The sequence below is a fragment of the Thermosynechococcus sp. HY596 genome (assembly GCF_030518715.1).
Classification (GTDB): domain Bacteria; phylum Cyanobacteriota; class Cyanobacteriia; order Thermosynechococcales; family Thermosynechococcaceae; genus Thermosynechococcus.
The window spans coordinates 379,375-391,614 of record NZ_CP130346.1; the positions used below are offsets into that span (position 1 = coordinate 379,375).

A 12,240-nucleotide genomic window follows, 5' to 3' on the forward strand; every position below is an offset into this window, starting at 1 on the left:
CTAGCGGCCAGTTGGTTCTTCGAGAAAGAGCGCCTTTTGACCATTGAGCAAGGTGGCATCGCGGAATGTCCGTACCCGTGCTAGGCGATCGCGCCCCCCGAGAATCGCATCCACTAACTTCGCCCCCACGAGAATGGCTCGATCCAAACGAGTGATGAGTAGGCTTGCCCCGCTGAGGTTGGCATTGGTGAGATTGGCCTTCGTTAAATCAGCATTATTGAGGACAGCCCCGCTGAGGTTGGCGCTGCTCAGGTTGGCACCGCGTAAATTGGCAGCATTGAGGTTTGCCCGCCGCAGATCCGCTCCCTGAAGATTCCGACCCCGCAAGCGGGCATAGCTGAGATCACAGTTGGGGCAGTTGCCCGTGCGCCGCAGTTGTTCTAAATGGGCTGGATTGGCAGCCCAAGCAGGGGTACTGACTAGGAGCAGGCAAAGGGCAGGCGCAACCTTGACAATCATCGCACTCTCTCAACGGTGTCTATACTGGACATCCTAACCTACGCCGGTTGTATCAGATTTTCAAGGCCCTCCACCACCTTAGCCGAGAGAATTTTATCTCCTTGGCGCAATTGCCGCAGGGTTTCTTCTCCCTCTACGACATAGCCAAAGACGGCATAGCGACCATCCAAGAGATTTAGGCCGGCGGGCGTCAGTTCGGGTTCAAAGAGCAAAAAGAAAAATTGTGACGAGCCACCATTGGGATCATCGTTGGGACGCGCCAAGGCGACAGTGCCATAGGCGGAAAAGGGGAGCACGGGATGTTCTAAGTAACGCCCTGCATCCTCAAGGGTGATGCCATAGAGGGGATACTTGTCGCCCTCCACCAGAATTTCAAGGGGAATGGCACGGTACTGCTGGGTTTTGGGGTCAATGAAGCCCACCTCTGGCCCTGGGGGATCCCCTGCTTGCAGCACATAGGATTCCTCAGCACGGGTAAAGGGGAGGCCATCGTAGAAGTGGCGTTGTACTAAGTCCACAAAGTTGCCGGCGGTCAGGGGGGCACTGTAACCATCGACAACAATCGTCAGGTTCCCCTTAGTGGTTTCCATTTCCACGGTGGCACGGCCCAGCAATCGCGGCAGGTTCTCGTAGCCCTTGGGAGGCGTATAGCTCACGTTTTGTACCATCATGGCCTCCAAGTCCCCCACTTTGTCGAGGGCAGCGGCTTTAGCGGGTAAGAGTTGGCTGCGATCTTTGGCTTTGGCGGCTTCCTGAAGTGTATCGAGGGAGGTCTCTAACTCCGCCAAGAGGGTTTTGGCCGCCGCCTGTTTCTCGGCAGGGATACTTTTGAGCAGTTCATCGGCGCGATCGCGAACAATGGCTTTCGCCTTGCTGATGTTACTGGCAATTTTTGACCACTGTTTGCCCCGCACCCAAAAAGAGATTTGTTCCAGATCCTTTTGCAGTTCTCGTACCGTTGGATTGTCAATCGGTAAGGCCCAACGGAGCAGCGCTTTGGGATCAGTAATGGCATTCCCTTGGGGCAGGGCAGCAATTAACGGATGTTCAACAGGCAGCGCGATCGCCAGCGGCGGCAGCAGGAAGGTTCCCAACCAGAGGAGCAGTATCACCAAAAGAGCGAGCCAGCGTTTGCGTCGTTTCACCGTTTTTTCCCATGACTTCGTCTCCCCTCAGTGTATCGGACGGGGCGATCGCCCTCCAAGGGGGAGCTTTTCATTTTTATTTCATTTTCTTGAAGCTTCTGTGTTAGCCTGAGAATTATGAAAGGATTATGAAAATGCAATGCGGAAACTGAGTTGGTTATTGGTGGGAGTACTCGTAGTGGGGGGATGTGCCGCTCTTGCGCCTGAGCAGCGGGAAACAACTGGTCAAATGCAAACCGACCGGGATGAACGCCCCTTGGTGCTGACCACGTTTACAGTCCTTGCGGATATGGCGCAGCAGGTGGCGGGCGATCGCCTGCGGGTGGAATCCCTCCTTAAACCGGGAGCGGAAGTCCACAGCTATGAATTTACTCCCAGTGACTTGGTGCGGGGACAGGAAGCCGCCCTCATTTTAGAAAATGGCCTTGGCCTCGAACGCTGGGGCGATCGCTTCTACAGCAGCCTACCGAATGTGCCCCGCGTCACGCTCACAGAGGGGATTACCCCCATTCCCATTCAAGAGGATGCCTACCGCGGACAACCCAACCCCCATGCTTGGATGTCACCCCAAAATGCCCTGATTTATGTTGACAACATTCGCAAAGCGCTCACAGAGCTCGATCCTGCTGGCGCGGAGATCTATGCCGCCAACGCCGCAGCCTATAAAGCCCAAATTCGCGCCCTTGATCAAGAGCTACGTCAAGCCCTAGCAGCCCTCCCCGCCAACAAACGCTACATCGTCACCTGTGAAGGCGCTTTCTCCTATTTAGCACGGGACTACAACCTCACAGAAGTTTATCTCTGGCCTGTGAATGCCGATGAGGAAGGGACGCCGCGACAAATGACACGGGTGATTGACATTGTGCGACGGCAACAGATTCCCGCTGTCTTTTGCGAAAGTACGGTTAATGCAGGTCCGCAACAACAGGTGGCACGGGAGTCTGGCGCTACCTTTGCCGGCATTTTCTATGTGGATTCCCTATCGCCCCCTGAGGGCAATGCACCCACCTATCTTGAACTCCTGCGCTACAACATCCACACCCTGATTCGCGGTCTTACCGGGAGGACAGCCTCATGATTTCTAGCCCTGCCATTGATTTACAAGATGTGACGGTGGCCTATCATCGCCATCTTGCCCTCCATGGGGCAACGCTGCAACTGCCCGCCGGCACGATCTGTGGGGTCGTGGGGATGAATGGGGCTGGTAAATCCACCCTTTTCAAGGCCATCATGGGGTTTGTCAAGCCGATCCGAGGTCAGGTACGCATTCATGGCTTACCCCGACAGCAGGTACAACGGCAGTCCCTTGTGGCCTATGTACCCCAAAGTGAAGATGTCGATTGGCAGTTCCCGCTGCGGGTCTGGGATGTCGTGATGATGGGGCGCTATGGCAAAATGAACTGGCTGCGCCAACCAACCGCGCGCGATCGCCAGCGGGTAGGGGAAAGTCTAGAACAGGTGGAATTGTGGCCTCTGCGGCACCGCCAAATTGGCGAACTCTCCGGCGGACAAAAGAAACGCATGTTCCTTGCCCGCGCCTTTGCCCAAGAAGCACAGGTGTTGCTCTTGGATGAACCCTTTGCGGGTGTGGATGTAAAAACGGAGAAACTGATTATTGATCTCCTCATGGCGGAGCGGGAGAAGGGGCACACAATTCTCATCTCCACTCATGATCTCTCCTCGATTACCACCTTTTGTGATCAGGTGGTGCTGGTGAACCGCAGCATCCTAGCCTATGGCCGCACCAGTGAGGTCTTTACCCCTGAAAATCTCGCGCGAGCCTTCGAGGGATCCCTGCGGATCCCCCGCCGCTGTGACTAGCCCCGACGAATCGGTGTACCACAGGGATAGGTGGCTACAGGTGCTGCAGGGGGCAGGTCTTTCACCTTGTGCTGAAGTTGCGCTTGCAAGTAGAGCTGTTGGAGGCGTTCGACCATTTCGCCGCGGCGATCGTAGAGGCGTTTGAGGGGACGGGGTTGACAGCGATTGAGGCAGTAGGCGGTAAGGATGGGAAGAGCGATCGTGCTATCGGTGTAGCAGACCACGGTATCCCGCAACCCTTGGGGATCCACCTTGCCCCAACTGACGGCTTCACTGGGCACAGCGCCCGAGAGGCCACCCGTATCCGGCCGCGCATCGGTAATCTGAATAAAGTAATCGTGCCCCCGTTCCTCTAATCCCAAAACCTCGTGGATCTGTGGCTGGGTTTGCAGCAGGAAGTTTTTCGGACTCCCGCCACCAATAATGAGAGCGGCACTCTTACCATTTCCTTCAGCGGCTTCGCGGGCAAAGTAGGCAATCGCAGCGGTTTCATTGACATCAATGGCGGGGTCAATGATCAGTTTCGACCCTTCGAGGGCGATCGCCGCCACATTCATACCAATGGAGCTATCACCGGGGGAGGAGGTGTAAATGGGCACCCCACACTCATAGGCCGTGGCCAAGAGACAGGAATGGGTTTGTCCCCGCTGCACTTCCAGTTCGCGGACATAGCGCCCTAGGTGATAGTGAAACTCGGCGGTGCCCATGCGGCGTTGGAAGGTTTCACTGCGCAGCACTTGCCGCAAAAAGGCGTCAGTTTCAAGGAGCACATCGTAGTCAAAGATAATGTCATAGATGCGGATTTTGCTTTCCTTGCGCAGTTGCACATCATCGACAAAAGGATGCGCCGCATAGAGATCCATGCCGAGGGCATAGTGAATATCGTGGTAGAGGTTTGCCCCAGTGCTAATAATGTAATCAACAAATCCCGCCCGCACTAAAGGCGCTAAGGCAGAGATGCCCAATCCCGTGGGGGTCATCGCCCCTGAGAGGCTGAGGCCAACCGTCACTTCTGGCTGGAAGACCCGTTGGCTCAGAAGTTGGCAGATTTCCCGCAAGCGTGCCGAGTTGTAGGCGGTAAAGTATTTATCAATAAGTTCTGTTAAGGTGATATTGTCGGGAATGGGCGCAGGGGTAATGGGGGTAGCAAATGCAGACATTGGTCGTTCCTCGCAAGCTAATTCCACAGCAGGGGCAGCCGCCCAGTCAGGAACATTCCTAACCGCAACATGACTAGACCCGCTGAGGGGTGTCTAATGGGTTGAAGTTGTTAAAAACTTGAAGTGCAGTAACAGTGATGAACACGCTCAACACTTCTGATCGACCCAGTTCACACAGGGGTGAACACTTGCAGGCCGATCAGCTCATACTCGGTCCTTCGCAATTATCCACAACCGAGAGTGCAGGGATGGCTGCTCGCCGTTGGCGCAACCCCATTTCGAGATACCAAGTGGTGATGTTGGGATAGCCCATCAACGTCAATTGTTTCACTGTTGACAAGTCCCATGCCCTTACATTACGAGATCACTATAACACTTCATTACCTAATTTGCCGTGCGCCGTGCCTATTATGCTTTTGGTACTTGTTTCACCGTCTTCCTCATTCTCTACCTCTTGCGAGGAACCGGTTGGCTGACGATGCTGCCGGGGGGAATTCTCTTAATCCTTGCGATTGCCAGTTGGTTTACAGGACTTTGGTCGCTGCTCACCTTCTTGAAGCAGCGCTATTGACGCTTTGATAGCCTCGCTCTATAAGGCCACCGCTAGTTGCGGGGATTCTAGGGGCAGCGGTTGCAGGGGGACGGTCGTTGGTGTAGTTGGCAATAGGGCGGTACGAAACTGGGGTGAGTTTCCCTGCCAAAACTCGGCCATAAAGGCAGTGGCGTTGTTGGTGACGACATTGACCACAGGATGCAAGCCCAAAAACATGCCGCCAAAGGTAACGGCTAAATTGGGGAGAGAAATCAAGGCGACATTTTGATAGGTGCGCTCTAGGGCATCGCGGGCAATGGCCATGCCACGGCCAAGGGCAGACCAGTCGCCATCCAAGAGAACGACCACTTTGGCATTGGGGGCAAAGGTAGGGGGCTGCCAGCGAATCGGTAGCCATGTGGATTCAGGACAGGAGCAGGTTTCACCAAAGCTAATCCAACCCACCCGCCGCCGCTTACCCACGAGGTAGGCCTGCAGATCGGTGAGGCGATCGCTCGTCAGATCGGTGGTGCCCTCAAGGGGCGAGCCTTGATCTTGCAGCAGATAGATATGAAGGCCAAGGTGTCGCAATTGCTGAATCAGGATTTGTGCCCGTTCGGGCTGGGGAAGACCTGCGCGAGCATCAATCACCAAGCTCTCTAGTTGTGCCAGTTGCTCTAAGGTACCAGCGGTGGGTAAATAGATCCCCTGTTGCACAGCAAATACCTGCGCCGAGAGCATTACCGTCCGCAGCGACAGTTGCACACCACTGCCAAAGTCAAATTGTAGGGGGGCGATCGCTGGCCCATAGGCTCCCGTAGCCAACCAGAGGGCACCACTGAGGGCAAGGGTTGGCAGCACCGCATGGCGGGCAAATTCCCCCTGTTGGTGGGCAAGGGCACTGTCATAGACCGGTTCAGTGTGTAGCAGATCCGTAATGAGACCAAGGCGCGTTTGCCAACCGGTGCGCATCACCCGCAGTTGAACCTGTCCCGTGAGAATTTGACAGCCGGCATAGAGAGCATCGCCGGGGCGACAAACCCGCACCTGTCGAGAGAATTCAAAATGGGCAGGCTCCACTTCCGCCAATCCAGCAACAACACTGCCATCTACGGGCACAACATCCCCCGGCCGCAGCCACAGGAGATCTCCCACTTGTAACTCCTGACTTTCAATCGTCAGGGAATGTCCTTGGCGTTCCACCGTCAGGTGTTCGTAGTGAGCCATCAAGACACTGGGATATCGATGCAACTGTTGTCGTCGCTGGCGATCGCGCACGTCTGCCCGTACCCCCACTAGGGCAGTCTTCAAGGCAGGCGCTAAGAACTGGCCATTGACGGTATGCAGTGCCATCCAGAGGCTATCGAGCAAATCCACATTGGGGGGATGTCCCTGATACATCTGATGCCCCACCCGCTGAAACCAAGGCCAAGCACTGGCCAAGACCGTAGCCCCAACCACCGCGAAGGGCAATTCCAAGGGCACACTGAGGAGCGAGACCCCCAAGGCCACCAAGGGCAGTCCCAAGCGTTCCCAATCGCTTTCAAGGCGAGCATCGGCCTCTACTTGTGCTTCGTAATCTTCAAGGGCGATCGCATCCGCAGGAGCCGCACTATCCGGCAAGGGCTGCGGCATGGCCACCATGGCTTGCTGAAAACAGTGATTCAAACTTTCATAGACCGCCGCTTCATGGAGCAAATGGGGTTGATACTCCACCACCACCGTTGCCGCTTGGGGATTGAGCCGTACCCGCTCGACAATGGCCAAAGACTCCAGCAACTGCACCAATAACTCTCCGTAGGCCGAATCTCGCTGCACACGCGGCACGCGAAAGCGCACCCGTCCTGTTGTGGCATGGACAATTTGCTGCTCCATCAACGCTCCCGTGAAGTTCAATCAAGACCGGTGACGCACCGTTTCTCGTGTGGCGTAATCCATAAAGCCATAGGCTAATGTTTCCAAAATCATTTCCCACCCTTCAGGTCTCGACAAATCAATACCTCTAACATCTACGATATAGATTGGATTTCCCTCTCGATCAAAAGCAATTGTATTTTCTTTTTCTGCTAAAATTATTTTCGGTGTTAGGCATCCTGTTACTTTTAATTTGTAGCCCGCTTTTTCACATATTTCCTCAAGTGTATAAATCATTTCATAGGAGTAACACCTTTTCTCATATTTTGGCGGTGGTATAAAAACGCGATATAGTTTTCTCATACTTCTAAATCGAGCAAAATTTGACTATTTTTCTGTGTTGACTTACGTAATGCACTTGCTTGTTGAGAATTGTTTTTGCACATTTCTAGATACTTTGAATTATCACTAATTGCCAATTTAATAAGTTTTATTTTTTCTTGATCTAAGTAGTTTTTCAAAATATCAATTCTTGGACTTTTCATCATGTTTAAGATGCGAATAATATCTCGCTTATCTTTATCGCCTTTTGATGAATGAAACCTGTCAGAATAAGCATCTAACTTAAGAATTAATAGATGCTCTAAGCACGCACAGGGCAAATTATCAATAACTATTTTTTCTGCATTGACCTCACAAAAGGGTATAGCGAGATGATTATTTCTTTCAACATAGACATCAAATTCCCATCCATTCTTAATGAGCTGATACTTATTTAAGCGCCGGTTTGGTGTGATCTCTTCCAAATCTCGTAAATCTGCAAAATCAATAAGGGAGATGTAGAAGTCTCCATCATGACTGCTTTCAGCAAGATGCAATAGACCTTGGGATTTGCTATGCAGATAAACTGCGATTCCGCCAATAAAAATCGCACCGTCAGGGAACAGTTCAGCTAATTCTTGGCTGGTTTTAAGCAGTTCTTCCATCAGAAGCTCGCCAAAGGTTGTGGTCGTAATCGTACGCTGAGTAAGTCTACCTGTACGATAGCAAACTTGAGTCAAACCACAAAGTTTTCCAAATAGCCTGTCAATCAGGAGACCCTATCAGAAGGCTGTAGATCACTTCCTAGGTTAGAGGGGAGCACCTGAGATCAAAAACTAGCCATTGTCGCTTGACAAATTAAAGTCATAACGACTACGCTTTAGAAAGCAACGTTATGTAGAGGACTCCCCCATGCTACCCAACCGTGAAGGGCAACGGGTTCCCGACGTCACCTTTGGCACCCGTGAAGGCAATCAATGATGGCGAAGTTTTGTTTGAGGTGCGTGAAGGCATTGGCTCCTTTACCCCCGAGGAACGGGCGGCAGCGATTCAACGCCGTATCCTGCAAGTGGCAGAGGATGAAGATATTCCCGTTGAGAGCATTACGATCAAAAGAGTGGGCGATCGCGACAATGTCAGCGTGGTTCAAGACAACCGCCCGCTCGTCACCATTACAAAAGCCGATGTGGGCGATCGCCTAGAAACGCAAGAAGAAATAGCGATTGAACTCGCCCAGCCCATTCGTGAGGCCATTACCCGTTATCGCCAAGATCGCGTTCCCCAAAACCTGCTCAAAAATATTGCAAACTGCCCTCAATGACTACCACATCGCCTATGAGCTGAATGTTTACACCCGTAACTGGAAGGGGCTGCGCTATACCATTTCTGAATTGCATCAAAACCTCCAAGACGCCTACAACGAAGCGGGTATCGAAATCATGTCACCAAGCTACTTGGCACTGCGGGATGGCAACACCAGCACGATTCCCAGCAACTACTTAGGGGATGACTATCTCCCCCCCGGCTTCCGCATTACGCTACCGAAGTAGCCCAAGTCATTGAATCCGTTAACAAACTCTAAAACTGGACGGCAACCCCAAAAATCCTGTGCTATAATCAAGCAAAATTGCTATTTTACTTCACTGCTACCATGGAAATCTCTAGACTTTTGGAGGCTGCTCTCGAACACCTCAAGGCTGTAGATACTGCTGTTAACCAGATTACTAAACGCGATCCACAAATTCTTAACCAGCCTCACTTACAGGAAATACTCCAACAGTTTTACGATACCTACACCGAAGCCAAAGAACGGCTAGAACATCCTACCTTTCGCATTGCTACTATTGGCACTACATCTTCAGGTAAATCTACCCTTGTTAATGCCCTTATTGGTCGTAGAATTGCGCCAATTGAAGCACAGCAAATGAGTGCAGGAATTTTACGCATTCATCACAGCCTTCAAAATAGATTAGTCATTCATCCCACGATTGGTTGGCAAAACCTCACTGATGAGGATATCTACAGTAAGATTAGGGAGTGCATGACTCGTTACCATGAAAGAAAAAAAGTAGAGTCCGACCTTCCCTTACCTGAAATTGAGGTCTATTGCCCAATTTTGCCAGTCATAGATCGCTCAAAAATTGGACTACCAGAGAGCGTGAACATCGAAATTCTTGACCTACCTGGCTTGAAATCAATTAACGATCAAAAACACTTAAAGCTTATTCACGATACCATCAAAGGCTGCTTTAGTATCGTTACAATTAATTATCAAGAAACAGATAGTGATAAACAGGAAACGCTTCTTAAAGAATTAAAAGACATTGTAGAGTGGTTTGGGGGAGACCCCAAAATGATGATTTTCATTCTAAATAAGATAGATAGCCGTACGAGTGAAGACGACTCAATAGAAAACCGCATTCAGAACTTGAAGGCACAAATACAAACAACCCTAGGGCTAGGCACACCACCTGAAATCATTCCAATGACAGCACTATTCCTCTACTATGCACAGCTAATTCATGCTTACTCAGAATCAGCCTATCAATTGGATATTCTAGAAAACCTGCTGCATGATTGTGCAAATATTTTTACAAGAGAAGAAAAAGAAAATGAAGAAATAGCTAATTTCTATGATGATCTAAGACGGAAATCTCGTCGTAAAACAGCACTTACATCAGAAGAATCTAAAAAACTTTTAGACTATGCCTTGAATATAAGTGGTGGCAGGATATTTTGGCAAACTCTAGGTAAATGCTGTCAGTTGCAATTTCGGCAAAGTGTTCTTGCACCCATTTTATTAGATTTCATTAACAAATCTAAAAAACTTAAAGCAGAGATAGGTACTGCTCTTGAAATTAAACGTAAAATCTTAATTGAGCAAATTGAAGAAGAAAAGCAAGAAATCAAAATCAAACAGGAAGAAATTCAAAAAAAGATAGAAGAAACTTTTGAAGAATTTAGTAACAAACTAAATCAGTTAAGTAATGTAATGATATCTGAAAGTACTGAAACTGAAAAAAGAAGCAAGATAAAAGAGTTAGGACTTCCTGAGCAGTGTGAAGGAAGTATTACTAAAATAATTGACTTTCCAAGTGAAGTCAAAAGAGCTCTATCAATTGAAATTTTAAGTCCTGTAAATGAATACTTGGGAGGTTTTAGAAATTACGATAATTTAGGGCAAATTCTTCAACTCCATCTGTTCGATCGTGTTCTTCAAAATTGCCAAAACCTTAGTGAAGTTATTGACAAAAGCATCGACATTCTAATTAATGTTTTAGATGCGGATGACAACATAAAAAGTCAAACAATTAACCAAGTAAGGAAGGCAATTGAGGGAGCCATTATTGTACTTAGTTCTGATATAGAAGAAGCTTGTCAAGAACGAACTAGGTTTCTCATTCAAGCCCATCGCTCCACTCTCGAAAACTTTGCTAACTCCTACAGCCAAATTACTCTTGATAACTTGATCCATAAAATAGATGAAATTTTACCTCAATTGAGTATTGCAGAACGTATTAAGACTAGCATTGAAGCTGCTCGATCTTATCCTAATGTAGATGATCTCTTGAGAAACTTGTCAATAGCCAAAAGAATATCTATCTCTATTCCCAATCTTAAAGACACGGGGGAAGCTGCTGCAGGCGGTGCATTCTTGGGAGGAATAGCTGGGGCTTTACTAGGTCTAGCCTTTGGCCTTGCAACTGCAGGGGTTGGTGCAGCTGCAGCTATTGGGTTTGGCTTAGGTGCAGCACTTGGCTCTAGTACTGATCATGACACTAGAATAAAAAGAATAAAAGAAATCAAAGATTTAAAACTAACAATTATTGACGCGCTTTATGTAAGTTGGGAATCATCATTAGGGGCGTCTCAATTTAACAACAAAGTTGTTGAAGCGATCACAAGATGGGTTACAGCAATAATAGATGACTCAAGAGAAAGGATTCAAGAAACAGTAAAACAAGTTTCCGAAACATCAATAGAATACTTAGATAGCCAACGTTATGAAATAGAGCAAAAAAGACAAGGAAATGAAGATGATTTAGATTACTTAAATCAGCAGAATAATTTGATAATTGATAATCTGACTGAATTAAAGAAAATAGCTGGGGTTGAATCTGTATAATAGGAAACTCCAGCGGAGAGGGTGCAGCGACTCCTGCGCCTTTCCCCCCAAGATAATGCACTTACACCCCAACAGCGCTACAACCGTGAACGAGATGTGAGAGTTGAGTTTGCGATGACCTATTTTGGACAACTGCCACCGTCATGGTTCCAGACTCAGATTGCCTATGCAGAATTCCTCGACTGGCTACTTGCTAGGCTAGGCTTAGGTAATGTTTGGAGCAGCGGATCATGAGTCTTCTGGGCAATATCATTTGGCTAATCTTTGGCGGCTTCCTGACGGGCATTGGCTATATGCTGGGCGGTGTGACGCTGTGCCTGACGATCATTGGCATTCCCTTTGGGATTAAAGCCATTCAACTGGGCTGGAGTGCTCTATTGCCCTTTGGGAAGCAAGTTGTTGAAGCGCCCGATGCCAACAGCACCCTAACGATGATCTTTAATATCCTGTGGCTTTTGGTCGTGGGCTGGGGTATTGCCCTCAATCACCTCTTTTGGGGGTTGCTCTTGGCGGTGACGATTATTGGCCTGCCCTTTGCACAGCAGCATTTCAAGCTGATGATTTTAGGATTACTGCCCTTTGGCCGTGAGTTGAAGTGATTACCAGTAATGGGGGGCTAGGGTGCCCCCTCCATCCCTTCCTCTGAAGTCCTACTTGAGGATGCCAAAGTAGTAGGCGGCAACCAAGAAGTTAATGGCCAACAGCAGCACAGCCCAAAAGGTACGGAAAGCGTAGGTGGGTTTTGCAGATTTTGTTGCCATAGTTGACATCCTCTGGATAGGAAACGGCAACCCTATTATACGCCGATAGTCTCCTGTATGC

The 12,240-nt window shown here is 49.4% G+C and carries 15 protein-coding genes; 7 read left to right on the plus strand and 8 right to left on the minus strand.

Features of this window, described 5'->3' with window-relative positions:
* Together QYC28_RS01905 and QYC28_RS01910 are read right to left on the minus strand one after the other, a co-directional pair.
* Positions 1-459, minus strand: coding sequence for a pentapeptide repeat-containing protein (locus QYC28_RS01905; protein WP_149817671.1), 459 nt, complete (start codon positions 457-459; stop codon positions 1-3).
* Positions 460-497: 38 nt separating this feature from the next.
* Positions 498-1,553 (minus strand): peptidylprolyl isomerase, encoded by a 1,056-nt coding sequence (locus QYC28_RS01910; RefSeq protein WP_399363169.1) that lies wholly within the window; start codon positions 1,551-1,553, stop codon positions 498-500.
* Between the two features lie 190 nt (positions 1,554-1,743).
* Between QYC28_RS01910 and QYC28_RS01915 the strand changes: the two genes are divergently transcribed.
* Both QYC28_RS01915 and QYC28_RS01920 read left to right on the plus strand, forming a co-directional pair.
* The gene (locus tag QYC28_RS01915) at positions 1,744-2,682 is read left to right on the plus strand and encodes a metal ABC transporter substrate-binding protein (RefSeq protein WP_149817675.1); all 939 of its coding nucleotides are present in this window, start codon (positions 1,744-1,746) and stop codon (positions 2,680-2,682) included.
* On the plus strand, positions 2,679-3,425 hold the full coding sequence (locus QYC28_RS01920) for a metal ABC transporter ATP-binding protein (protein WP_149817677.1): 747 nt from the start codon (positions 2,679-2,681) through the stop codon (positions 3,423-3,425). Before QYC28_RS01915 ends, QYC28_RS01920 begins: the two co-directional genes overlap by 4 nt.
* Here QYC28_RS01920 and speY read toward each other — a convergent pair.
* Both speY and QYC28_RS01930 read right to left on the minus strand, forming a co-directional pair.
* Positions 3,422-4,585 (minus strand): homospermidine biosynthesis protein, encoded by a 1,164-nt coding sequence (gene speY / locus QYC28_RS01925; protein WP_149817679.1) that lies wholly within the window; start codon positions 4,583-4,585, stop codon positions 3,422-3,424. The two genes, QYC28_RS01920 and speY, sit on opposite strands and share 4 nt — an antisense overlap.
* Before the next feature lie 199 nt (positions 4,586-4,784).
* The gene (locus QYC28_RS01930) at positions 4,785-4,916 is read right to left on the minus strand and encodes a hypothetical protein (RefSeq protein ID WP_255451698.1); all 132 of its coding nucleotides are present in this window, start codon (positions 4,914-4,916) and stop codon (positions 4,785-4,787) included.
* A 63-nt stretch (positions 4,917-4,979) separates the two neighbouring features.
* Here QYC28_RS01930 and QYC28_RS01935 point away from each other — a divergent pair, with 63 nt between their 5' ends.
* Positions 4,980-5,156: a hypothetical protein gene (locus tag QYC28_RS01935; protein WP_149817681.1), complete on the plus strand. Its 177-nt coding sequence runs from the start codon at positions 4,980-4,982 to the stop codon at positions 5,154-5,156.
* 18 nt (positions 5,157-5,174) lie between these two features.
* On the opposite strand, the gene QYC28_RS01940 is transcribed toward QYC28_RS01935, so the two are convergent.
* From QYC28_RS01940 to QYC28_RS01950, 3 genes are all read right to left on the minus strand, one after another.
* Positions 5,175-6,992, minus strand: coding sequence for an HMA2 domain-containing protein (locus QYC28_RS01940; protein WP_302679749.1), 1,818 nt, complete (start codon positions 6,990-6,992; stop codon positions 5,175-5,177).
* A 21-nt stretch (positions 6,993-7,013) separates the two neighbouring features.
* Positions 7,014-7,268 carry a hypothetical protein gene (locus QYC28_RS01945; RefSeq protein ID WP_149817685.1) on the minus strand — a complete coding sequence of 85 codons (255 nt, stop codon included), beginning with the start codon at positions 7,266-7,268 and terminating at the stop codon, positions 7,014-7,016.
* A 62-nt stretch (positions 7,269-7,330) separates the two neighbouring features.
* Entirely contained in the window at positions 7,331-7,957 is a 627-nt protein-coding gene (locus QYC28_RS01950) for a hypothetical protein (protein ID WP_149817687.1), read from the minus strand.
* A 299-nt stretch (positions 7,958-8,256) separates the two neighbouring features.
* On the opposite strand from QYC28_RS01950, the gene QYC28_RS01955 reads away from it, so the two are divergent.
* The 4 genes from QYC28_RS01955 (at position 8,257) to QYC28_RS01970 (ending at position 12,017) form a co-directional block, all read left to right on the plus strand.
* Positions 8,257-8,613 carry a hypothetical protein gene (locus tag QYC28_RS01955; RefSeq protein ID WP_149817689.1) on the plus strand — a complete coding sequence of 119 codons (357 nt, stop codon included), beginning with the start codon at positions 8,257-8,259 and terminating at the stop codon, positions 8,611-8,613.
* Positions 8,594-8,842 (plus strand): hypothetical protein, encoded by a 249-nt coding sequence (locus tag QYC28_RS01960; RefSeq protein ID WP_302679750.1) that lies wholly within the window; start codon positions 8,594-8,596, stop codon positions 8,840-8,842. The genes QYC28_RS01955 and QYC28_RS01960 overlap by 20 nt, the downstream gene beginning before the upstream one ends.
* Before the next feature lie 119 nt (positions 8,843-8,961).
* A complete protein-coding gene (locus QYC28_RS01965; protein WP_302679751.1) occupies positions 8,962-11,418 on the plus strand; it encodes a dynamin family protein in 2,457 nt (818 codons plus the stop codon).
* A gap of 230 nt (positions 11,419-11,648) precedes the next feature.
* Positions 11,649-12,017: a YccF domain-containing protein gene (locus tag QYC28_RS01970; protein WP_149817695.1), complete on the plus strand. Its 369-nt coding sequence runs from the start codon at positions 11,649-11,651 to the stop codon at positions 12,015-12,017.
* A gap of 51 nt (positions 12,018-12,068) precedes the next feature.
* On the opposite strand, the gene psaX is transcribed toward QYC28_RS01970, so the two are convergent.
* The gene (gene psaX / locus QYC28_RS01975; protein WP_081711791.1) at positions 12,069-12,179 is read right to left on the minus strand and encodes a photosystem I protein PsaX; all 111 of its coding nucleotides are present in this window, start codon (positions 12,177-12,179) and stop codon (positions 12,069-12,071) included.
* Positions 12,180-12,240 lie beyond the last annotated feature (61 nt).

Bases quoted from the DNA above. Each gene is read 5' to 3' on its own strand.
- QYC28_RS01970 (WP_149817695.1), top strand. From the start codon at position 11,649: ATGAGTCTTCTGGGCAATATCATTTGGCTAATCTTTGGCGGCTTCCTG.
- QYC28_RS01920 (WP_149817677.1), top strand. From the start codon at position 2,679: ATGATTTCTAGCCCTGCCATTGATTTACAAGATGTGACGGTGGCCTAT.
- QYC28_RS01950 (WP_149817687.1), bottom strand. From the start codon at position 7,957: ATGGAAGAACTGCTTAAAACCAGCCAAGAATTAGCTGAACTGTTCCCT.
- QYC28_RS01915 (WP_149817675.1), top strand. From the start codon at position 1,744: ATGCGGAAACTGAGTTGGTTATTGGTGGGAGTACTCGTAGTGGGGGGA.
- psaX (WP_081711791.1), bottom strand. From the start codon at position 12,179: ATGGCAACAAAATCTGCAAAACCCACCTACGCTTTCCGTACCTTTTGG.
- QYC28_RS01945 (WP_149817685.1), bottom strand. From the start codon at position 7,268: ATGATTTATACACTTGAGGAAATATGTGAAAAAGCGGGCTACAAATTA.
- speY (WP_149817679.1), bottom strand. From the start codon at position 4,585: ATGTCTGCATTTGCTACCCCCATTACCCCTGCGCCCATTCCCGACAAT.
- QYC28_RS01940 (WP_302679749.1), bottom strand. From the start codon at position 6,992: ATGGAGCAGCAAATTGTCCATGCCACAACAGGACGGGTGCGCTTTCGC.
- QYC28_RS01905 (WP_149817671.1), bottom strand. From the start codon at position 459: ATGATTGTCAAGGTTGCGCCTGCCCTTTGCCTGCTCCTAGTCAGTACC.